This window comes from Pseudarthrobacter sp. NCCP-2145, from assembly GCF_023708005.1.
In the GTDB taxonomy this organism is placed as follows: Bacteria; Actinomycetota; Actinomycetes; order Actinomycetales; family Micrococcaceae; genus Arthrobacter; species Arthrobacter oxydans.
Genome location: NZ_BRCG01000007.1, coordinates 42,435 through 64,386, shown reverse-complemented (window position 1 = coordinate 64,386; position 21,952 = coordinate 42,435). Strand labels below are relative to the sequence as shown.

Below are 21,952 nucleotides of genomic sequence, written 5' to 3'. Positions count from 1 at the left end.
TTTCCGGGGGTTTGGTGATGGTTTACATGCTGGCTGCACTTAGCCCTTGACGGCTCCCTGCGTGACGCCGGCCATGACCCACCGCTGGGTAAAGAGGTAGGCCACGATGGCCGGTGCCATGGCCATCAGATAGGACGCAAAGGACACGTGGTAGTTGTTGCTGAACTGGGTCTGGAAAAGGTTCTGCCGGACCGGAAGGGTTTGCAGTGCCGGGTCGGAGATGATCAGGGAAGGCATCATGAAGTCGTTCCAGGCGTAAAGGAAGGCAAAAATTCCGACCGTGGCGCTCATCGGCGCCAGCAGGGGGAAGATCAGCTGCCAGAAGGTCTGCCAGGTGGTGGCGCCGTCAATGCGGGCGCTCTCTTCCAACTCGAGCGGGATGGACCGCAGGAACGCCGTGAACAGCAGCACACTGAAGCTCAACTGGAACATTGTGGCGAGCAGGATGACGCCCATCGGGTTGTCCAGGCCCAGGCGGCCGGTCAACTGGATTTGCGGCAGGGCAACGACCGGAAACGGGATGAACATCGCTGCGAGCAGGTAGTAGAAGGAGTACCGGAACAGCCTGCGTTCCCAGTTGCGCACAATCGCATACGAGGCGAATGCGGCCAGCACGATTGTTGCTGCGACCGTCCCGGCCGTGACCAGCAGCGACATCGCGGCGCCGACGGGGAAGTTCGTCAAAGTCCACGCCTGGACGAAGCCGTCGATGCTGAACGGTGCAGGGAAGGAGAAGGCGTTGCCGTCCACAGCCTGCCCCTGGGTTTTGAAAGCCATGGACACGGTCACGTAGAGCGGGAGCAGAACCGTGACGGCACAAAGGACCAGGATGATGGTCCCCGGCCAGTTCACCCGCTCGACCTTGATGCCTGGGCGTCGCCGTCCGCTCCCGGCGGGGACTGGTTCGGTGCGGTGGAGTTCCTCGGCGGTGAGGGTGGCTGGTGTGGTCATTAGAGTGTGTTCCGTCCGCGAGTCAGCGAAAGCTGCAGGAGAGAGATGAGGACAGCGACGACGAAGAAGATCGTGGCGTTGGCCATCTGGTAGGCGTAGTCGCCGCCGTTGAAGCCGGCGATGACGGTCATCGCGATGCTTCTTGTTGAGGTTCCCGGGCCGCCGTTCGTGAGGCCGACGATGATGTCGTACGCATTAAGGAAGCCCTTGAAGCCGAGGATGATGTTGATGACCACATAGCCGGCCACAAGCGGACCGGTGATCTTCAGGAGCTGCTGGAACTTGCTGGCGCCGTCGATCTCCGCGGCCTCATACACGTCCCCCGGGATTGAGACGAGACCGGCGATATAGATCAGCAGCGCCCCGGGCACGGCCTGCCAGGCGGTGACCACCACAATGGCGATCCATGCAAGGTCCGGGTTTGCCAGGAGGCTCGTCTCCAGCCAGGAGATGCCTGCCGCCGCGCCCGCAGAGGGCAGCGAGTTGGAGAACAGGAAATTGAAAACGTAGGCGATGATGATGCCGGAGACCACCATGGGGATAACAAAGATGGTTCGCAGCGCAGTCTTCATGCGGATCTGCGAGGTGAGCCCCACGGCGAGGAGGAAGGCGATCACGTTCACCACAAGCACGGTGACGATCGAGAAGCCGAAGGTGAACAGATAGCTCTGCAGGATGGCGGGATCGCTGAAAATTGCTATGTAGTTGGTCAGGCCTGCGAACTCCCAGTCACCGATTCCGATGGAGTCCGTGAAGCTGAAGAAGATGCCAACGAGGCCTGGAACCGTGATCGCCAGCGTAAAGAGTACAAGGCTTGGCAGGAGGAAGAAGTAGAAGATCGGTTCGACCCTCCGCCGGCTGCGGCTTTCGGGGCGTCCCTGCCCGCGTCTGGTTGCTGTGGTGGTGGACATGTGTCTGGCTCCCTTGTTCTGGGCTACTGGCGAAAGGCCAGGCGCGCCCAGTCTGCGTCGAGTGTGCGGAACGTGGCTGCAGGATCTGCGCCCAACACGAGCGCCTGGGTGTAGTTCATGATGGGGATGGTGCGGGGCACCAGCACCGACGGTCCCTGGTAGACAGAGCCCTTGTCGTAGTACTCCACCATCCCTTCGATACGCGGGTCCTGGGCTACGTCCGCATCGATGGTGGGCGTGAAGCCCAGCTGCGACTTGTTGTACGCCTCAATGATTTCCGGCTGGTAGAGATACTCCAGGAAGTCGCGCGCAGCCTCCTTGTGCTTGGATTCCTCCGGAATCCACGCCGCGAGATCGACGTTGACCCGCACGCGCAGGTCATCGGGGTTCTCCGTCATGGGCAGTGGAAAGGTTCCGAGCTGGAGATCGGGCGCAGTCTTGGCGATCTCGCTGAACGCCCACGGGCCCTGCAGGTACATGGCTGCCTTGCCCTGGGAAAACGCGAGGTTCCCGTCCCCGTAGCCGCGGCTCGCGGCGTCTTTGTTCACGTAGGTGCCCGCCAGTTTCAGCATCTTCTCGACAGGCTGTTCAAAGTCTTTTTGGAAGGATGCCGGCGAGTCGGGTCCGACGTCCGTGCCGGCTTCGGCAAGCTTTTCAAAGAAGTCGAGGGTGTCCAGCTGGCCGCCCACAGAGTAGTCAAACCATCCCTGGGCCACCGTCCAGTCGTCCTTCCACGTGGCGTAGAACGGCGTCACGCCCGCGGCTTTCAGCGCGTCGCACGCCGCGAGCAGCTCACTCCAGGTCCTGGGCACCTGGATGCCGTGAGCGGCGAAGATTTCCTTGTTGTAAATCACGGAGGACGCCATGACCGAGTACGGCAGGGCGCTTGTCCGGCCAGGATACGAGCCGTACTGGTCCATCAGTGGCTGCAGGTCCTTCCGGACCCGGGTGGCAGCTTGAGTTCCGGACAGGTCACTTAGCGCACCGCGCTGCACGAACCTAGCCGTTTCCATGTTAAAGTTCGCCAGCGCGATGTCCGGCGGGTTGCCCCGGACAAAGCTCGCTGAGACGACGTCGACCCCGGAAGTATCCAGGATGACCTCCGTACTGTCCTGCGAGGCGTTGTAGTCGGCTACCAGCTTGGTCATGAAGCCGATTGCTTCCCGCTTGCTGAACGTGAACCGGATGGTCTCCTTGCCCGAGTCTCCGGTGCAGCCTGAGAGGAGGCCGGCGAGTAGTGCCAGGCACAAGCCCAGCGCTGCGGTACGTAGTGTGCGCGTCGATTTCAAAGACACCCTCGTCCTTTCGTGGTGCGGCAGAACGCCGCGTGGCGGCGGGGACGGCTGAGACTTGCCGCAGAGTTTATATAGGGCGTAAATTTAGCTCCTATCGTTAGTATGCGGCGGCGTCGGGCACACCGTCAAGCACTGAGGGAAATGTTTCTTCGGCTATATTTATGACCTAAATTTAGAATCGCCTTCACGTCCCGTGACCAGGCAGGAATGGGAGCGCCCGATGAGGTCTGAGACTGCGCCGTCTACGCAACTGGTGCGGAGGGTCAACGCCAGCGCGATGCTCAAGGCAATGCGCGGGGCGGGCATCATGACAGGCACGGACCTCATGGCCGCCACCGGGCTTTCCCGGGCCACGGTGATCTCGATTTGCGATGAGCTGGTGCGGCTCGGATGGCTCCGTGAAATGGAAACCCAGCGGGGCGCCGAGGGATATATCAAAGGCAGGCCGGCGCGCAGGTTCGTTTTCGACGACCGCGCGGCCAGCGTCCTGGGCATCGATATCGGGGCCAACAAGATCACCACCATCGTCGCCGACATGGGGGGAAACGCCCTCGCCAGGGTAACCACGCCCTTCCGGGCGTTCAACGTAGGCGCTGACGAGCGCGCCGATGTCCTGGACCGGATCGCCGCGGAGGCCCTGGAGAAGGCGGGAGTGTCCGCGGACTCTGTCCTGGCTGTAACCGTTGGCGTCGCCGCCCCGGTGAGTCGCGACGGCGAAGTCCTCACGGTCCAGGAATTCTGGAAGTCGTTCGATGTCCGCCGGCTTGTCTCTGAGCGGCACGGCTGGCACGTGCTCCTGGAGAACGATGCCAACCTGGCGGCACTGGCTGAACGCTGGCGGGGAACGGCCCAGGGCGTCGACAACCTGGTCGTGATGCTCACGGGGGACCGTCTAGGCGCCGGCATCCTGGAATCGGGCCGTCTGCTGCACGGGCAGCTTGGCGGCTTTGGCGAGCTGGGATACCTGGACAATGTCGAAGGTGTCGGTGACACTCTCGGCATTGCGCATTATGTGTCGCTTTGGGGCCAGGAAGCGCTCGCCTCAGGCGCCGAGACGCAGCTGCGTGAGCTGTGCGGCAACGCCCCGGACAGCCTCACGGCCGGGATGGTGTTTGCCGCAGCCGGGAACGGCGACCACGCGGCGCAGGACGTCCTCAACCGGATGGCACAGCGCATGGCCCGTGTCATCGGTTCCGTCAGCACGCTGGCAAACCCGGAGCTCGTCGTCCTCGCAGGAGGCGTCGCGGCCTCTGCGCACGCGCTCATTCCCGCCATCGAGGAGCAGCTGCCGAAGTTCACATTCACTCCGCCCCGGGTGGAGGCATCCTCCCTTGGAGACGGCATCGTTTCCATCGGCGCTATCCGCCTGGCACTGGACTACGTCGAAGAGCACGCCCTGGACCTTTATCCCGCTTCTTTCAGGAAACCGGCCCAGCCCGTTTCCTGAAGCGGTCCAGGTTACGCCAGCGGCTCCAGGGCGGCGGCGATAGGCAGGCTGCCGTCGGAGAACCCAATGGTTTTGCCAGCGGTTTCCGGCATCTCCAGGACAGCCACGGCGACACTTGCAGTGTTGCTGCGGGAGGTTTCGCGGCTGCCCTCCGGAGACGGGTCGACGTCAATCAGGCCGCTCCCCGGCTTGTCAGTCAAGGCTCCGGGGCCCAGGATGGTCCACTCCAGGCCCGTGCTGCGCAGGTAGTCGTCGGCAGCGGCCTTGGCTTCGGCGTAGGCAAAGAAGCTGTTGCTTTCCGGCACGCCGTGGTTCTTGCCGGATCCGAGGTAGGAAACCATCACGTAGCGTGCCACGCCGGCTTCCGCTGCGGCATCCATGGACCGGATGGCGGCGTCCCGGTCCACCGCATAGGTGCGCGCCGGGTCCCCGCCGCCCGCGCCTGCGGACCAGACCACGGCGTCGTGGCCTTTCAGCGCAGCGGCGATCTCCGCCGTCGTCGCGTTTTCCACGTCAAGGACCGACGGCGTTGCGCCGGTTTCCGCAACGTCGCCGGCATGGTCCGGGTTGCGGATGAACGAGGTGACGCTGTGCCCCTCGTCCGTGAGGAGGCTGGACAGGTGCAGGGCCACTTTGCCGTGGCCGCCGATGATTGCGATTCGGGTCATGGCCCTATTCTGCTCCCCCGGCTCGCCGATGCCACGCCACCGGCGCGTCGGCGTCAGCCGGTATCAGCCGGTATCAGCCGCGGATGTGGTAGCGCAGGTACATAACGCCGTTTCCGAACCGCCGCTCGTCCAGGAGTTCGAGCCGGACGTTCAGGCCGTCCGGCAGGAAACGCAGGCCGCCTCCCACGGCCACCGGGTTGAGGAAGATCCGGCATTCGTCCACCAGCCCGGCCCGGAGCGCAGCCGCGGCAAGGGTGGCGCCACCCACGCCGATACTGCCCCTTGCATCCGCTTTTATGTCCCTGACCGTGGCGGGATCGAAGGAGCGCCGGACTGTCGTCCGCGGAGCGGATGGTTCTTCCAGGGTTTCCGAGAAGACAATCTTCTCCGCCGCCCGCCAGATCTGTCCGTAGTCCTGGATAACGGGAGGGTCGTCCGGCCCTCCCAACGTTTCCCACACGGACATGACCTCGTACATGCGCCGCCCCAGAAGGTAGGTTCCGGCGTCGCGCTCGAGATCGTTGACAAAGGCGTGGACCTCCTCATCGGGCGCACTCCAGTCGAAGTTGCCGTCGCTGTCCGCCAGGTAGCCGTCCAGTGAGGTGATGCCGGTGTAGATGAGGTCAGCCATGCGCCTATTCTGCCGCTCCCGCCGGGTTTTTAGGAGGGAAACAAAAGGAAGGCCAGGGGGGTCACAAGGATCAGCGTCAGGACAACCCGCTGGAACCAGATGACCACCAGCTTCCAGACCGGAATCGGGATGTCCGTGGCCATGATGCACGGGACCAGCGCGGAGAAGAAGATGATCCCTGATACGGACACCACACCCACAACAAACTTGACCACCGGGACCGCCTCCGCGGCGAGGAGCGCGGGAAGGAACATCTCTGCAACGCCAACGGCGCTGGCTTTGGCCACCAGCATGGGTTCCGGAAGTTGCAGCGCCCAGGTGAAGGGATAGAAGAGGAAGCCCAGCCAGTCGAACACGGGAGTGTAGGTGGCAAGGACCAGTCCCAGCAGGCCGATGGAGAGGATGGAGGGCAGAATGGCCATCGCCATCAGCACGCCGTCCCGGACGTTGGTCCACACGTTGACGGCGAGCGGGGGCGCTGCCTCCACAGTCCGCCGGGCCTCACGCCAGGCGACGGACAGCCGGCGCCCGGTAACGTCCTCCTCCGGCTGCGGGACGGCCTCGGGGTGGTACTCGTCCGGGATGCTGTTCAACGGCCAGATCCTGACGGTGATGGCGGTGACAACGAACGTGACCAGGAACGTGATCCAGAAGTAGGCCGTCCACTGGCCCATCAGGTCCAGTGTCTTTGCCACGATCACCATGAACGTGGCGGACACGGTGGAGAACCCGGTGGCAATGATGGCAGACTCGCGGGCGGTGTACTTGCCTTCCTTGTAGACCCGGTTGGTGATGAGCAGGCCCAAAGAGTAGCTGCCCACAAAGGAGGCGACGGCGTCGATCGCGGACCGCCCGGGGGTTCGCCAGATGGGGCGCATCACGCGCTGGACCATGACACCGATGAACTCCAGCAGGCCATAGCTGACCAGGAGCGCCAGGAACACCGCGCCGATGGGGACAAGCAGCCCTACGGGAATGACGAGCTTTTCAAACAGGAACGGCCCCATGCCCGGTTCAAACAACCATGCGGGCCCGACCTTGAAGACCATCATGAAGCCCACCACCATCCCCACCACTTTCAGCACGGAGAAGGCCACCTCCACCGCGGATCTTTTCCAGGTTCCTGCGATGAAGGGGTATGCGGCGCCGGCGATAATCACGGCCAGCGCGTAGTAGGGCAGGACCGGGGCGATGCCCGCCTGGAGGAATGAGACGATGTGGTCCAGCATGATGGTGTTCTTGCCGGCGATCGTCACCGGCACAAAGAACATGAATGCGCCGATGCCGCTGTACACAAACAGCTTCCACATGTGCCGCGAGGCTGTGCGCGGGGCTTGCGAGGTGATGGCCAAAGGTCTGTCTCCTGACTACAGCCAGCCCTGTCCGGACCGGCAATTTGTGGACAGAACCATCGCACCGTGAATCCCCGGCAGGAACAATGGACTGCACGCCAAAGCAGTCTTGGATAGGAGACTCGGTTCAGGACGGCCTCGGTTAAGCCAGGAAAGCCCCCGGAATCTCGGGGATTCCGGGGGCTTAGCCTGTAGCGGTGGGGAGGCTCGATCTCCCGACCTCACGATTATGAGTCGTGCGCTCTAACCAACTGAGCTACACCGCCACGAATGAGAAAAACCTGCGCCAAGCCGGTCAAAACCGCCTTGACACAGGCCCTCATCCAGAGCCCCCCACCGGAATCGATCCGGTGACCTCGTTCTTACCAAGAACGCGCTCTACCACTGAGCTAGGGGGGCAACGAGTAAATACTCTACCGGAAGATTTACCCACCAACAAATCGGCGTCCGGGCAGGCGGCGAGGGGCTGGAACAGGTGTGCGACGGGCGCCTTATCGGCCGAAAAATGCCGGAAAATCAGGGAAACGGGAACCCTGCGACCAGCGCAGGCTGGCCGGGCGGGACCCTTGTCCGCGGCCCCGCCGCGGGAATGTGTCGATCCCCACACTCCCCGCCGCCGTCCGCCGTCGGATTTTCACCTGCCGCACGCCTTAAAAGCCTGTGGGCCGGCTCGAAAGCCGGCCCACAGGCGCCTTGTCAGCTAACTGACGGATTTACCACTTGCCCTTGCGGTTGAAGTCCCGCTGGCCGCCCTCGTTGCCGTGGCGGGGCTTGCGGGAGCCGTCACCGTGGCCGCCGAAGCGCGAGTCGCTGGCCTGGCCGCGGTTGGCACCGCTGTCGGCGCTGTAGGAACGCTCGCTGTAGGAGCGGCCGCCGCGGTCAGCGGAGGAGCGCTCACCGTCGTTCTTGCGGAATTCCTTCTTGAACCCGCCGTTGCCCTTGAAGTTGCCTCCCCGGTCACCGCCGCGGTTGCCCTGGTAGGAACCGCGGTCGCCGGACGGCTTGCGGCCGTTGTCCAGCTCGAGGTGGATCAGCTCGCCGCCGATCCGGGTGCGGGACAGGGCACGCAGCTGCTCGGGGCTCAGGTCCGCCGGGAGCTCCACGAGGGAGTGGTCCGAGCGGATGTCGATGCCGCCGATCTGGGCCGAGGAAATGCCGCCCTCGTTGGCAATGGCACCCACGATGGAGCCCGGCATGACGCGCTGGCGGCGTCCGACGGCGATCCGGTAGGTGGCGTTGCCCTCGGTGAGCGCACGGGTGGGGCCGCGGGAGCCGAAGCCGTCCTTGGAGCGTTCGCGCTTCTGGAACTCGGGAGCTGCAGGCAGTTCCTTCACCAGCAGGGGCTGCCCGCCCTGTGCCATCACGGCAAGGGCTGCGGCGATCTCCGACGCCGGAACGTTGTGCTCTTCCTCGTAGGAGGCGATCAGGTCGCGGAACGGGGCGACGTCCTCGGAGGCGAGGGTTTCCGTGATGCGCTCCGCGAACTTGCCCAGGCGGAGCGTGTTCACGGTCTCGGCCGTCGGCAGGTGCATCTGTTCCACGGGCTGGCGGGTGGCCTTCTCGATGGAACGCAGCAGGTACTTCTCCCGCGGCGTCATGAACAGGATGGCGTCACCTGAACGGCCTGCACGGCCGGTGCGGCCGATGCGGTGCACGTAGGACTCGGTGTCGTGCGGGATGTCGTAGTTGATCACGTGGCTGATGCGCTCCACGTCAAGGCCGCGGGCCGCGACGTCGGTGGCCACGAGGATGTCGATGCGGCCTTCCTTCAGCGCGTCAACGGTGCGCTCACGCTGCTGCTGCGGAATGTCACCGTTGATCGCGGCGGCCTGGAAACCGCGGGACTTCAGCTTGTCAGCCAGGTCCTCGGTAGCCATCTTGGTGCGTACGAAGGCGATGACGCCGTCGAACTCTTCAACCTCAAGGATGCGGGTCATGGCATCGAGCTTGTGCGGGCCCATGACCTGCAGGTACCGCTGGCGGGTGTTGGCGCCGGTGGTGGTCTTGGACTTGACGGAGATCTCGGCCGGGTTGTTCAGGTACTGCTTGGACATGCGGCGGATCTGGCTCGGCATGGTGGCCGAGAACAGTGCAACCTGGCGGTCGGACGGGGTCTGCTGGAAGATCTGCTCCACGTCTTCGGCGAAACCCATGCGCAGCATCTCGTCGGCCTCGTCCAGCACCAGGTACTGGAGCTCGGACAGGTCCAGGGAACCCTTGGAGATGTGGTCGATTACGCGGCCGGGGGTACCGACGACAACCTGGGCGCCGCGGCGCAGGCCGGCGAGCTGGGGGCCGTAGGCGGAGCCGCCGTAGACGGGCAGGACAGTGAAGTCGTCGATGTGCTTGGCGTACGAGGTGAAGGCCTCGGCAACCTGGAGGGCCAGCTCGCGGGTGGGAGCCAGGACCAGGGCCTGGGTCTTGCGGGACGGGCCATTGAGGTCGTGGAGCTCGGCCAGGCGGGACAGTGCCGGTACTGCGAATGCTGCAGTCTTACCGGTGCCGGTCTGGGCGAGGCCCACGACGTCGCGGCCTTCGAGCAGCAGCGGGATGGTTGCTGCCTGGATGGGGGAAGGCTTTTCGTAGCCGACATCCTGCAGGGCGGCGAGGACGCGGCCGTCGATGCCGAGGTCGGCGAACTTGATGCCTTCTTCTTCGTCTTCCTCAGCCTTGGCGGCGGGAGCGGCGGCGGCAGGGGCTTCTTCAGCCGAGACGGCGGGGGCGGCGGGGGCTTCTTCAGCCGTGGCGGCGGGAGCTTCGGCAGGTGCCGGTGCGGCCTCGGCTGCGGGCGCAGCGGGCTCAGTGAATTCGATGCTGGCAGTTGCTGCTTCAGCGGTGGCGTCGTTGTGATTTTCGGGCATAGGGAAGTGTTCCTCATCCATAGGGGGCCAGGCGGCACTACCCGAGGTGAGCGGAGCCGCAGTACGTGTGCCGTGGATGCCGGGCAAACATTGACCGGCCGGTCACAGAAGTCCGGCGCTTTCGCAATCCCGTGGCAGGACTTCCCGCTGCATCTCTTGGCTGCTATCCCAGCAGTCTGTACAGCGTTTTCTTTAGCCGGCTCTCCCTATGAAAATGCCCGCATCGCTTGTGCGGGCCCCAACACTTGCCAGTCCTGCCTCAAAAATTGGGCAGGAATAAGGGATTTCCGGAGTGGGGGATGTTTCAAGTGTAAGGTACGCACCTGCCGCAGCGGAAATTGAACGTACGACGACGGCGGTGAGCTTGCGCACACAGTCCGCCTTCCAGCCTCTCAGGGCCGCGGCTGCCGCCCCAACTGCCGCTCGAGCGCCTCGAACTTTTGCGTGAATTCCGGCTGCTGCAGGCGGATCTCGCCGTCGGCGTCGGCGTCCTTCAGGGCCTCCATGGACTCAAGGTCAGGTTCGCTGAACCACCTGCCCACGGTTATGCCGTGCTTGGGCACATACAGCCGGTGGATATGGTCCCCGGCCTGGATGGTGCCGGTCCTGATGACGCGCAGGTAGGTGCCCACGCGGCCCTCCTCGGTGAACCTCTTGACGAAGTGCGGCTCCCGCATCCGGCGCTGGAAGGTGGCGCAGGGCGTCCGCGGCGAGGTGACTTCGACTTCGAGGCTGAGGCCGATCTTCCACCGTTCACCAATCACCGCTCCCGTGGCGTCGATGCCAGCCACCCTGAGGTTCTCGCCAAAGATTCCCGGCGGCAGGTCCCGCTGCAGCTCCCCGGCCCAGTAATCGGCGTCGTCCTGCGAATACGCGTACAAAGCCTGGTCAGGACCGCCGTGGTGGACGCGGTTCGCCTGGATGTCGCCCTGGAGGCCCAGCCGGTGAACCTTGACCGGCCCCTCTGCCGGACGCTTGTCGATGGCTGTCACGCCCACGCTGGACGTGTCCGGCAGGAGCTGATGGACGCGGCAGACGGCAACAACGGAGGCGGTTTCCATGGCACCAGTGTAGGGTCCGCGAGCCCCGGCAGGCGGCAGTTGCCGGGATGGGGACTTCTCCCCCATCCGCTGTCCGCTGCGCTACTCGCAGCAGGCACCGGCAGGGACTACGCTGAGTTCAGGATTGCAAATGGGGGTGCAGCGCTGTGCCCAATTCACGTGGACTACTGAGGGGGACGCCATGGACCCGAACAAGGACCCGGAGCGCGGGCGGGCAAACGGCAACCAGCCTGACGGTGACGGCCGGGCCGGCGCGAAGCCTCCCCCCTGGCAGGTGCCCAAACCGGAGCTCCGGCCTGAACTGCTGAACGAGCCTGTTACCCCGGTGGACCCGTTTGCCCGCGACCGGGAGAGGCAGCTCAACGAGGCCGCGGCCAGGAAGAAACGCTCGCAGCGGCGCACCGTGGTGGTGGGCCTGGGCGTGACGGCGCTGCTCGCCGGCACCATCACGGCTGTGGTGGCCAGCAACCAGGATGACCCCGAGTACGCCCAGGTGTGTTTCAACGACGAAACCGGCGAACGCGTGGAGGACACCAACTGCAACAGCTCTGCCGGCCGAAGCGGCGGCATCTACGCCTGGTACTTTTTCTCCCGCGGCGCGTTCGTTCCCGCCGTCGGGCAGAACCGCTCAACCGCCCCCACCTACACCAGGACCGTTCCCAGAGGCGCCAAGGCGTCCACCGGGTACAGCACCCAGGGCGGCACCGTCAGCCGCGGCGGTTTCGGTACCACCGCGAAGAGCGGCACAAGCGGCGGCAGCAGCAAAGTGGGGGGCTGAGCGTGAAGCGGCTGTTGTCTGAGCCCAGGCCCGACTGGAAGCAGAAGATCCAGGAACAGGGCCTGGTGTTCTCCACCACCACCATGGACGACGGGCGGCGGATCGAGTACTGGAACGAATCCGCGTACTACGAATTCACCACGGACGAGGTGGAGACCCTCGAGGTGGCGGCCGAGGACATGCACCGGATGTGCCTGGAAGCGGCCACGTTCCTGGCCACCGGCGCAATGGGAGACATTGGCATTGGCCCGCAGGCTTTGGAGCTGGCCGCGGAGTCCCTGCAGGCCGGGGACGTGGATGTGTACGGCCGCTTCGACTTCATCTACGACGGGCAGGGCGGTCCCGCCAAGATGCTCGAATACAACGCGGACACCCCCACCGGCCTGATCGAGGCGGCCGTGGCGCAGTGGTTCTGGCTGCAGGACGTCTTCCCGGAAAAGGACCAGTGGAACGGCATCCACGAGGCCCTGATCCGGCAATGGAAAAAGGTGCAGTACCGCACCGGCATGAGCACCCTCCACGTTGCCCACTCGGAAGTCGAGGAATCCGGCGAGGACTGGATGACGGCTGCCTACATGCGGGACGTGGCCAGCCAGGCAGGTTGGACCACCATCGGCATCAACATGTCGGACATCGGCTGGGACCCCAACCTGAACCGGTTCGTGGACCTGGACAATTTCATGATCAGCACCATCTTCAAGCTCTATCCCTGGGAGCTGATGATGAAGGAACCCTTCGGGCAGCGGCTCCTGGAACGCGCCCACAATCCGCGCTGGGTTGAACCGGCCTGGAAAATGCTCCTCTCCAACAAGGCGCTCCTCGCCGCCCTCTGGCATCTGTACCCGCAGCATCCCAACCTGCTGCCGGCCTACCTCAACGAGCCGGGTCCCCTCAAGGAATGGGTGGCCAAGCCGCTGCACGGCCGCGAAGGGGACAACATCAAAATCCATGCCCAGGGGATCAGCCTTGAGCAACCCGGCGGCTACGGCCGCGAGGGCTGGTGCTACCAGCAGTACCAGGAACTGCCCGACTTCGACGGCAACCATCCCGTCCTGGGCCTGTGGGTGGTGGACGGCGAGTCCGTGGGCTGCGGCATCCGGGAATCGGATGGGCCGGTCACGGACTACTTCTGCCGTTTTGTGCCCAACACCATTGACGCGCCGGCGCCGCTCTCGGCCGAGGCCTCCTCCAACAAAGCAGGTATCGCACTATGAACCCGGTGACAGCATGAGCACAGGAACTACGACGACGGGCGGCCAGGGCGGCGCGCCGGGCGCCACCGTCCCGGCCAAGGGGCTCCGCGCCGGGATCCTCGACCTCGGCGACTCCGTGATGCTGGGTCTGGCCTCCACGGCACCGGTGTACTCGCTGGCCGCGACACTGGGCCTCATCGTGGCCGTAAACGGCAACTACACTCCCCTGATCCTGCTGCTCGGCTTCATCCCCGTGCTCTTCATCGCGTATGCGTTCCGCGAACTGAACAGCGCCATTCCGGACTGCGGCACCACCTTCACCTGGTCCCGGCGTGCGTTCGGCCCCTGGGCGGGCTGGCTGGGCGGCTGGGGCGTGGCGCTCGCCGGCATCGTGGTCCTGGCCAACCTGGCGCAGGTGGCGGGCCAGTACCTGTGGCTCCTGGTGGGCGACGGCTCCCTGGCGGACAACAAGGCAGTGGTGACCGCAACGGGGGTCCTGTTCATCGCCGTGATGACGCTGGTCAACTACCGGGGCATCCGGCTGGGCGAACACGTCCAGCGGGTGCTGACGTATGTGCAGTACATCTCCCTGGGCATCTTTGCCCTGGCCATTGTGGTGCGGATCGTTGCGGGTTCCGCCGCCGGCGACACCTCCATCCAGGCCTTCGATCTTGAATGGTTCAACCCGGTGGCTGCCTTTGCGGATCCCGGCGCCGTGGTGCACGGCGCGCTCCTGGCGCTCTTCATCTATTGGGGCTGGGACACCTGCCTCGCGGTCAATGAGGAAACAGAGAACCCTTCAACCACCCCCGGCCGCGGCGCGGTGATCTCCGCCTTCATCCTGGTGGCCATCTATGTCTCCGTGGCGCTCCTGGTGATGATGTACGCCACGGTGGGCACGGAAGGCATTGGCCTGGGCAACGAGGCCAACCAGGACGACGTCTTCCTGGCCATGCGGGACGTGGTGCTGGGCCCGTGGGGCTGGCTGATCGTCGTCGCGGTGCTTGCCTCCGTCCTGTCCTCCACCCAGACCACCATCCTCCCCACGGCACGGGGCACCCTGTCCATGGGCGTCCACGGTGCCCTGCCGGCCAGGTTCGGCGAGGTGCACCCGAAGAACCAGACCCCGGGTTTTTCCACCCAGGTCATGGGGGCGGCCGCCATCGCCTACTACGTGGCCATGAGTTTCCTGAGCGAGAACCTGCTCTCCGATTCCATCAGCGCCATCAGCCTGTTCATCGCCTTCTACTACGCGCTCACCGGTTTCGCGTGCTTCTGGTACTTCCGCGGCACCCTCCGGCATTCGGCACGCAACCTGTGGTTCCGGGGCATCCTGCCGCTCGTGGGCGCGCTCCTCCTGACGGCCGCGTTCTTCATCTCGGCAGTCCAGATGTGGGACCCGGCCTACGGCGACACCCAGATCTTCGGGATCGGCGGGGCCTTCGTCAGTGGCGTGCTGCTGCTGGCCCTGGGCGTGGCGCTGGCTGTGGCCTGCCGGTTCCTGCCGGCCACCCGCGGCTATTTCCTGGCGAAGCCGTGAACCCGGATCCCTCGGACGTCCTTGCCCTGGATGCTCTGCTGACCCCCGGCGAGCAGGAAATCCAGCAGAAGGCCCGGGACTTCACGGTTCAGCGGATCCGGCCAAACATCGCCCGGTGGTACGACGACGCCGCCTTTCCCCTGGAACTCGCGCCGGAACTGGGCGAGCTCGGGGTGCTGGGGATGCACCTGGAAGGTTATGGCTGCCCCGGCCGGTCCGCCGTCGAATACGGCCTGGCCGCCATGGAACTCGAGGCCGGCGATTCCGGGATCCGCACCTTCGTCTCGGTGCAGGGCTCATTGGCCATGACCGCCATCCACACGTGGGGCTCCGAGGACCAGAAACAGGAGTGGCTCCCCCGGATGGCCGCAGGGGAAGTGATCGGGGGCTTTGCGCTGACCGAACCGTCAGCCGGCTCCGACCCTTCCTCCATGGCCACGTTCGCCCGCCGTGACGGTGCCGGGGACAACGCCGGCTGGGTGCTGAACGGCGCCAAACGATGGATAGGGCTCGCCTCGGTGGCGGGCGTGATGGTGGTCTGGGCCATGACGGATGACGGCGTCCACGGTTTCCTGGTTCCCGCGGGAACGCCGGGCGTCACCGCCACGCCCATCGGGCAGAAGCTCTCCATGCGGGCCTCCATCCAGTGTGATGTGGTGTTCGACGACGTCAGGCTGGGTCCGGAGGCGCTGCTGCCGGCCGCGCGTGGCCTGCGCGGCCCCTTTACCTGTCTGAACGAGGCACGGTACGGCATCGCCTGGGGCGCCATGGGTGCCGCCCGGGATTCCTACCAGGCAGCACTGGCCTACTCGCAGGAGCGGCTGCAGTTCGGCAAGCCGCTGGCCGCCTACCAGCTGACCCAGGAAAAGCTGGTCAACATGCTGGTGGAGATCCAGAAGGGCACGCTGCTGGCACTGCACCTGGGACGGCTCAAGGACGCCGGCGCCCTGCGGCCCGAGCAAATCTCACTGGGCAAGCTGAACAATGTCAGGGAAGCCCTCGCGGTGGCCAGGGAAGCCCGGTCCATCCTTGGCGGAAACGGAATCACGCTGGACTACCCGCCCCTGCGGCACGCAGCCAACCTGGAGTCGGTGCGCACCTATGAGGGCACGGACGAAGTCCACACCCTGGTCCTTGGCCAGCACATCACCGGCTTCAACGCTTTCCGCTGATCAGGCGGAGAAGCCGCCGTCGGACTTGATGAGCTGGCCGGAGACCCAGCGGCCGGCGGGCGAGAGCAGGAACCCCACAGTTCCTGCGACGTCGGCCGGTGTTCCCAGCCGTCCCGTGGGCTGCTGGGCCGTCAGCGCTGCCCGGACCTCATCGTCCATCCAGCCCGTATCCACCGGACCCGGGTTCAGCACGTTCGCCGAAATGCCCAGCGGTCCAAGTTCCCGCGCGGCGGCAATGACGATCCTGTCCAGCGCCCCCTTCGAGGCACCGTAGGGAAGGTTGAACGCTGTGTGGTCACTGGTCAGCGCAACGATTGCGCCGCCGTCGTCCGTTGCCTGCCGCGCGAACGCGGCAATCAGCTGCCAGCTGGCCCGCGTATTCACGGCAAAGTGCCGCTCAAACGATTCCACGCTGGTGTCCAGGATCCCCGAGTCGACGGACTCGGCGTGGCTCAGGACCATGCCCTGCAGCGGGCCCGCCAGCTGCACGGACTCCGCCACCAGCCGGTCGGGCACGGCGGGGTCCTGGAGGTCCGCGGACAGCACGTGGACCTGGGCGCCGATGGCTTCGAGCTCGGCAGTCAAACGCACGACGTCGTCCGGTTGAGTCCCCCACGGCATCCGGGCGTCGTAGTCCTGCCAGTAGGCCAGCACCAGGTCCCAGCCCTCGGCGGCGAGGTGCCGGGCGATGCCGGCGCCGATGGAGGCCAGCCTCCCTGCGCCGGTGATGAGGGCGGCGGGGCGGGCAGGAGTAGCTGAAGGCACGGGTTCCATGGGATCAGCCTAGTGGCGCCAATGGAGGCGCCCCGGCCGATGCACGCTCCTGGTCCTCCTCAGGCAGCAGGACCAGGTCCAGGTACGCGCGGAGACAGCCGGCCATGTCCACACTCCCCGGTGCCAGGAGCCATTGCGTCTGGATGCCGTCCCACAGAGCGATCAATGAGGCGGCGGCAGTGTCCGGATCCACACCAGGGCGCAGCCGGCCTTCCCCGGCCAGCTGCGCAAGCTGGCGCGCGTAGCTCCGCCGCAGCCGGTCAAAGCGCTCCGTAAAGTAGTCTCGCCCGGGATGCCCCTCCGTGACTGCTTCCCCGCACAGGACGGTGTAGAGCTCAAGGACTCCCGGGACATCTTCATTGAAGCGCGCCTGCCGGAGGACGGCATCAGCAAGTGATTCCTCCGGGTCCGGCGGCGCGGTACCGTCTCCTGTGATGGAATCCCGCCAGTTGAGTACTGCCAGGAGCAGATCGCTTTTCGAGGGGAAGTAGTGGAGGAGGCTCGTCTGGCTCATGCCGGCGTGGTTGGCCACGTCCTGCAGCGAGCCGCCGCGATACCCGTGGGCGGCGAACACGGCGTGGGCTGCGGTCAGGATGGCCCGGCGCCGCTCCGCAGACTTCGCGTAGGGTCCCCGGCGGGAAGCTTGCGGCCCATCCTTGGTGCTCATGGCAAGCCAGTGTACCCGCCGTAATGCGCAATAAACCAAAACTCGAGTGAGCACTCGAGTTTTCATGTTAGCCTGTCTCGAACCGAACAAAAAGTGCCATGCTTCACACTTTTAGGCACATATCCGACACGATGAGGTGAAGGCAAATGTCCCGATTCACGCGAAGACAACTCCTGAGTGCGGGCCTGGGCACCGCAGCGATGGGGCTCTTGTCCGGCTGTGCCACGCCAGGCATACGCTCCGTCAACACAGCACCGGTGCTCGCTCCGGCCGCCAGCGGGGAAAAGATCACCCTGACGTACTGGTGCTGGCTCAAAGATGCACAAAAAGTGGCCGACATCTGGAACGCCTCCCATCCGCAGGTCCAGGTGGAGGTCGTATGGATTCCCGGCGGCAATGCCGGCGGGTACCAAAAGCTCTATTCGGCCCTGGCTGCTGGCGGCGGACCCGACCTTGCCCAGGTGGAGATGCGGTCCCTCCCCGAATTCATGCTGGTCAACGGCCTGGTGGACGTGGCCCGGTACGGCGCCCAGGACTACGCGCACCTGTACGACCAGACACTGTGGGGCCAAGTCAGCTTCTCCGGCGGCGTGTACGGCATCCCCCAGGACTCCGGCCCCATGGCCATGTTCTACCAGCCGGCAGTCCTGGACCAGGTGGGCGGTACGAACCCCGGCACCTGGGACGAATGGGCGGCCCTTGCCCGCGAACTGCGCAAAAAGGATGTCTACCTGGACTGCTTCCCGCTGGGCGACGCCTCCGTGTTCACAGCGTTCGCGGCCCAGGCCGGTGCCAGCTGGCTCAGGCCTGAGGAGGACGGCTGGGTTATCAACATGACCGACGACGCCACCATGAAGGTTGCCCGCTTCTTCGACCAGGCCATCGACGAGGACCTTGTCCAGACGGCGTTCGGCGCCTACTCTCCCGGCTGGTTTGCTGCAGCCGCGAAGGGAACCATTGCCTCCGTGGTGTCCGGCAGCTGGGGAGATGCCCTTATTGAAGGCGTCAGCGGCGGCAGCGGCAAATGGCGGGTGGCGCCCATGCCCACCTGGGACGGCAGCGGATTCGGGTCAAGCTACCTTGGCGGATCCACGGCAGCGATCCTGGCCAACAGCAAGCACCCCCGCGAAGCACTCGAGTTCGCGGTGTGGATGACCACGTCAAGGGAAGGCATCGACGCCGAAATCACCAACAGCGGCATCGGCTGGTCGCCGTCGCCGGACTTCATCGGCACTCCGCGGCAGGCGCCGTCGGAATTCTTTGGCGGCCAAAGCTACCACCAGGAAATCTTCGTGCCGGCGGCCCGGCAGCAGAATGAGGACTGGTCCTGGTGGCCCGTCACCCAGCAGTCCTTCAACATTCTGAGCGACGGCTTCCGGAAGAAGGCGTCCGGAACGAGCCTGGTGGATTCGGTGGCGGCGGCGGAACAGCAGATCATGACCGTCTTCAGGAACAAAGGCCTCAGCATTCGAAAGGAAGCGTCATGACAGCGACATCACCCACCGCGCGGACGGGGCGGGGTCCGTCAGCGCAGCCTCCCGCCCGGCCGGGCAAACGCGGCGACCGGACAGGCGCTGCGTCCCGCGCGCCCTGGCTCCTGCTGGCGCCCTTCCTGGCGCTGTTCATCCTGACGTTCGTCCTTCCGATTTTCGTGGCAGTCCTGTCCAGCTTCACCAAAGTGACCCGGAGCGGGCTTTTCGGCGAGGCCGGGGTTAAGAGTGAATTCGCCGGTTTCAGCAACTATGCACAAGCCCTGGCTGACGGCAGCTTCGTGGCGTCGATCGGACGCATGCTCCTGTTCGGCGTGGTGCAGGTACCTGTGATGATCCTGCTCTGCACGGTGCTTGCCCTCATGCTCGAATCAGCGTCCGCCAAGTGGCCGGGCTTCTTCCGTGCCGCTTACTTCCTCCCCTACGGCGTACCGGGGGTCATCGCCACAATCCTCTGGTCGTTCCTCTACGTCCCCGGGCTGAGTCCGCTGTTCGATGTCGCGGCACTGGTGGGACTGACCCCCGATTTCCTGGGTGCCAACACCGTCCTGTGGTCGATTGCGAATATCGTCACCTGGAGCTACACCGGCTATAACATGCTGATCATCGTGGCCCAGCTGAAGGCCATACCCGGGGAACTGTATGAAGCCGCGAAGGTGGACGGCGCCTCCACCTGGCGGGTGGCCCTCAGCATCCAGCTTCCGCTGATCCGGCCCGCCCTCGTCCTCACCACAGTGTTCTCCATCATCGGTACGCTGCAACTCTTCGCCGAGGCGCAGGTCCTGAAGACCGTGGCCCCCGCCATCGACAGCCAGTACACGCCCAACCTCAGCGCGTACACCACCGCGTTCGCCTACAACGACTACAACGTGGCCGCGGCGCAGGCAGTGCTGATAGCCGTGGCCGCCTTCGTCCTGTCCTTCGCCTTCCTCAAATTCACGAACAGGAAGTCATCATGACCGCTACCGTGACCCCGCCGTCGACAACGGCTTCCCCGGCCCGCACATCTGCTGCAGGGACCAGGCGTTCCGGCAGCAAAGGCCGTCCGTCCACCATCATCGTCACAGCGGTGCTCGTGGTGGTTGCCCTGTACTTCCTCATCCCCGTGTACTGGGTGGTGGTCGCTGCCACCAAATCCACGGAGGACCTGTTCTCCACCAACGGATTCTGGTTCGCCCCCACCGTTGCGCTGTGGGACAACCTTGCGCAGGTGCTCAGCTATGACAACGGCATCTTCATCCGGTGGTTCCTGAACTCAGTGCTGTACGCCGGCATCGGCGCCCTCCTGGCCACCTACTTTGCGGCGGCGGGCGGCTACGCGCTGGCGAAGTACGAATTCCGCGGGCGGAACCTGGTCTTTGGAACCATCCTGGGCGGAGTACTGGTTCCCGGCACGGCCACCGCCTTGCCGCTTTTCCTGCTCTTCAGCCAGCTGGGCCTGGCCAACACGTACTGGAGCGTGCTGCTGCCGTCCCTCGTCTCACCGTTTGGGCTGTTCCTGTGCCGGATCTATTCGCAGGCCACGGTGGACACGTCACTCATTGAGGCGGCCAGGCTGGACGGCGCGGGCGAACTGAGGATCTTCCACACCATCGGGCTGCGCGTCCTCACCCCCGCCCTGGTCACCGTGTTCCTCTTCCAGCTGGTGGGAATCTGGAACAACTACTTCCTGCCGCTCGTGATGCTGTCCGACTCCGGGCTGTACCCGATCACGCTCGGACTGAACAACTGGCTGAGCCAGGTGGACCGGCTGCCTGAGTTCTACGAGCTGACCACCGGCGGCGTGCTGCTCTCGATCATCCCGCTCAGCATCGCCATGGTGGTCCTTCAGCGCTTCTGGCGCGGCGGCCTCACCGAGGGTTCCGTGAAGTAGGAACCTGCCTCACGCAGGACGGCACGCCGCGGCAACCCCTCGCTCCGGGGACTGCCGCGACGTGCCGTCCGGGTTTAACTGCCGTCCGGGTTTAACCGGCGGGGCTACGGGATGGCCGCGAACGCCTGGTCCAGGTCCGCGAGCAGGTCCTCGACGTCCTCGATGCCGCAGGACAGGCGGAGGAGGTTCACCGGAACCGCCAGTTCGGTGCCTTTGACCGAGGCGTGCGTCATCTCGGACGGGTAGTTCATCAGCGATTCGATGCCGCCCAGGGACTCGGCCAGGGTGAACACCGACGTCGATTCCGCCACCTTCCGGGCAGCAGCCTCGCCGCCCTTGAACTGCACCGAAACCATGCCGCCAAAGCTCCGCATCTGCTTCCTGGCAAGCTCGTGGCCCGGGTGGGACGGCAGGCCCGGATACAGGACGGCCTCCACCTCGGGCCGCTCGAGCAGCCACTCGGCCACGGCCTGTCCGTTGAGGCTGTGCCGGTCCATGCGGACCCCCAGGGTCTTCAGCCCGCGCGTGGTGAGGAACGCGTCCATGGGTCCGGAAACCGCACCCACGGCGAACTGGACGAAGCCGATCCTCTCCGCCAGCTCTGCATCATTGACCACCACGGCGCCGCCCACGACGTCCGAGTGCCCGCCGATGTACTTGGTGGTGGAGTGGACCACGACGTCGGCACCCAGGGCGAGCGGGTTCTGCAGGTAGGGGGAAGCGAAGGTGTTGTCCACCACGAGGAGGGCGCCGGCGTCGTGCGCTATCCCTGCGAGCGCCGCGATGTCGGTGATCTTCATCAGCGGGTTGGACGGCGTCTCCACCCACACGAAGCGGGTCTTGTTGGCGGCAACTGCCGCCCGGACGGCGTCGAGGTCTGCCATGTCCACCGGAGTGTTGCCGATTCCCCAGCCGCCCAGCACCCTGCTGATGAGGCGGTAGGTGCCGCCGTAGGCGTCGTTGCCCAGCACTATGTGGTCGCCGGGGCGGGTCAGGGCGCGGATGAGCGAATCCTCGGCGGCCAGTCCGGAGCTGAAGCTGTAGGCGTGGGTGCCGCCTTCCAGCGCGGCGAGCTGTTCCTGCAGGGCGTCCCTGGTGGGGTTGCCGCCGCGGCCGTACTCATAGCCCTCACGGAGCCCGCCGATGCCGTCCTGGGCGTACGTGGAACTGAAGTGCAGGGGCGGAACCACCGCGCCGGTGCGGGGCTCGAAGGCCTGTCCGGCGTGGACGGCGCGGGTGTTGAAACCTTGGTTTTCGGGGACGGACATGATGCTCCTTGTCTGGGTGA

General features: G+C 65.3%; 19 protein-coding genes and 2 tRNA genes. 8 read left to right on the top strand and 13 right to left on the bottom strand.

What is annotated here, in order from left to right; all coding sequences use genetic code 11:
- Positions 1-39: 39 nt before the first annotated feature.
- Genes NFU08_RS07930 through NFU08_RS07920 form a run of 3 tightly spaced genes read right to left on the bottom strand, consistent with a single transcriptional unit; the run spans position 40 to position 3,157 of the window.
- On the bottom strand, positions 40-951 hold the full coding sequence (locus NFU08_RS07930; protein WP_174176813.1) for a carbohydrate ABC transporter permease: 912 nt from the start codon (positions 949-951) through the stop codon (positions 40-42).
- Positions 951-1,862, bottom strand: a complete 912-nt coding sequence (locus NFU08_RS07925; protein WP_251422064.1) for a carbohydrate ABC transporter permease — start codon at positions 1,860-1,862, stop codon at positions 951-953. Before NFU08_RS07925 ends, NFU08_RS07930 begins: the two co-directional genes overlap by 1 nt.
- Positions 1,863-1,885: 23 nt before the next feature.
- Entirely contained in the window at positions 1,886-3,157 is a 1,272-nt protein-coding gene (locus tag NFU08_RS07920; RefSeq protein WP_251422061.1) for an ABC transporter substrate-binding protein, read from the bottom strand.
- Between the two features lie 220 nt (positions 3,158-3,377).
- Between NFU08_RS07920 and NFU08_RS07915 the strand changes: the two genes are divergently transcribed.
- Positions 3,378-4,604, top strand: coding sequence for an ROK family protein (locus tag NFU08_RS07915; protein ID WP_251422058.1), 1,227 nt, complete (start codon positions 3,378-3,380; stop codon positions 4,602-4,604).
- A gap of 11 nt (positions 4,605-4,615) precedes the next feature.
- Here NFU08_RS07915 and NFU08_RS07910 read toward each other — a convergent pair whose 3' ends face one another.
- The 7 genes from NFU08_RS07910 to NFU08_RS07880 form a co-directional block, all read right to left on the bottom strand.
- A complete protein-coding gene (locus tag NFU08_RS07910; protein WP_251422054.1) occupies positions 4,616-5,272 on the bottom strand; it encodes an SDR family oxidoreductase in 657 nt (218 codons plus the stop codon).
- Positions 5,273-5,345: 73 nt separating this feature from the next.
- Positions 5,346-5,903: a dihydrofolate reductase family protein gene (locus NFU08_RS07905; RefSeq protein WP_174176828.1), complete on the bottom strand. Its 558-nt coding sequence runs from the start codon at positions 5,901-5,903 to the stop codon at positions 5,346-5,348.
- 29 nt (positions 5,904-5,932) lie between these two features.
- Positions 5,933-7,213, bottom strand: coding sequence for a YjiH family protein (locus tag NFU08_RS07900; RefSeq protein WP_251422050.1), 1,281 nt, complete (start codon positions 7,211-7,213; stop codon positions 5,933-5,935).
- Positions 7,214-7,447: 234 nt separating this feature from the next.
- Positions 7,448-7,521 (bottom strand) — tRNA-Met (locus tag NFU08_RS07895).
- A gap of 61 nt (positions 7,522-7,582) precedes the next feature.
- Positions 7,583-7,654, bottom strand: a tRNA-Thr gene (locus NFU08_RS07890).
- A 314-nt stretch (positions 7,655-7,968) separates the two neighbouring features.
- On the bottom strand, positions 7,969-10,116 hold the full coding sequence (locus NFU08_RS07885) for a DEAD/DEAH box helicase (protein WP_174176833.1): 2,148 nt from the start codon (positions 10,114-10,116) through the stop codon (positions 7,969-7,971).
- A gap of 392 nt (positions 10,117-10,508) precedes the next feature.
- Positions 10,509-11,177 carry an MOSC domain-containing protein gene (locus NFU08_RS07880; protein ID WP_174176835.1) on the bottom strand — a complete coding sequence of 223 codons (669 nt, stop codon included), beginning with the start codon at positions 11,175-11,177 and terminating at the stop codon, positions 10,509-10,511.
- Between the two features lie 181 nt (positions 11,178-11,358).
- On the opposite strand from NFU08_RS07880, the gene NFU08_RS07875 reads away from it, so the two are divergent.
- The 4 genes from NFU08_RS07875 to NFU08_RS07860 are packed head-to-tail and all read left to right on the top strand — an operon-like array spanning position 11,359 to position 15,860.
- Positions 11,359-11,955 carry a Tat pathway signal protein gene (locus NFU08_RS07875; protein ID WP_174176837.1) on the top strand — a complete coding sequence of 199 codons (597 nt, stop codon included), beginning with the start codon at positions 11,359-11,361 and terminating at the stop codon, positions 11,953-11,955.
- A gap of 2 nt (positions 11,956-11,957) precedes the next feature.
- Entirely contained in the window at positions 11,958-13,169 is a 1,212-nt protein-coding gene (locus NFU08_RS07870; protein WP_251422047.1) for a glutathionylspermidine synthase family protein, read from the top strand.
- A 13-nt stretch (positions 13,170-13,182) separates the two neighbouring features.
- Positions 13,183-14,688: an APC family permease gene (locus tag NFU08_RS07865; RefSeq protein WP_251422044.1), complete on the top strand. Its 1,506-nt coding sequence runs from the start codon at positions 13,183-13,185 to the stop codon at positions 14,686-14,688.
- The gene (locus NFU08_RS07860) at positions 14,685-15,860 is read left to right on the top strand and encodes an acyl-CoA dehydrogenase family protein (RefSeq protein ID WP_251422041.1); all 1,176 of its coding nucleotides are present in this window, start codon (positions 14,685-14,687) and stop codon (positions 15,858-15,860) included. The genes NFU08_RS07865 and NFU08_RS07860 overlap by 4 nt, the downstream gene beginning before the upstream one ends.
- Here NFU08_RS07860 and NFU08_RS07855 read toward each other — a convergent pair whose 3' ends face one another.
- Both NFU08_RS07855 and NFU08_RS07850 read right to left on the bottom strand, forming a co-directional pair.
- On the bottom strand, positions 15,861-16,634 hold the full coding sequence (locus NFU08_RS07855; RefSeq protein WP_174176846.1) for an SDR family oxidoreductase: 774 nt from the start codon (positions 16,632-16,634) through the stop codon (positions 15,861-15,863).
- 4 nt (positions 16,635-16,638) lie between these two features.
- Positions 16,639-17,301: a TetR/AcrR family transcriptional regulator gene (locus tag NFU08_RS07850; protein WP_174176848.1), complete on the bottom strand. Its 663-nt coding sequence runs from the start codon at positions 17,299-17,301 to the stop codon at positions 16,639-16,641.
- A 146-nt stretch (positions 17,302-17,447) separates the two neighbouring features.
- On the opposite strand from NFU08_RS07850, the gene NFU08_RS07845 reads away from it, so the two are divergent.
- The 3 genes from NFU08_RS07845 to NFU08_RS07835 are packed head-to-tail and all read left to right on the top strand — an operon-like array spanning position 17,448 to position 20,664.
- Positions 17,448-18,788: an ABC transporter substrate-binding protein gene (locus tag NFU08_RS07845; protein ID WP_174176856.1), complete on the top strand. Its 1,341-nt coding sequence runs from the start codon at positions 17,448-17,450 to the stop codon at positions 18,786-18,788.
- Positions 18,785-19,750, top strand: coding sequence for a carbohydrate ABC transporter permease (locus NFU08_RS07840; protein ID WP_174176858.1), 966 nt, complete (start codon positions 18,785-18,787; stop codon positions 19,748-19,750). Before NFU08_RS07845 ends, NFU08_RS07840 begins: the two co-directional genes overlap by 4 nt.
- Positions 19,747-20,664, top strand: coding sequence for a carbohydrate ABC transporter permease (locus NFU08_RS07835; RefSeq protein WP_174176860.1), 918 nt, complete (start codon positions 19,747-19,749; stop codon positions 20,662-20,664). Before NFU08_RS07840 ends, NFU08_RS07835 begins: the two co-directional genes overlap by 4 nt.
- A gap of 104 nt (positions 20,665-20,768) precedes the next feature.
- Here NFU08_RS07835 and NFU08_RS07830 read toward each other — a convergent pair whose 3' ends face one another.
- Entirely contained in the window at positions 20,769-21,932 is a 1,164-nt protein-coding gene (locus NFU08_RS07830; RefSeq protein ID WP_174176862.1) for a cystathionine gamma-synthase, read from the bottom strand.
- Between the last annotated feature and the right edge of the window lie 20 nt (positions 21,933-21,952).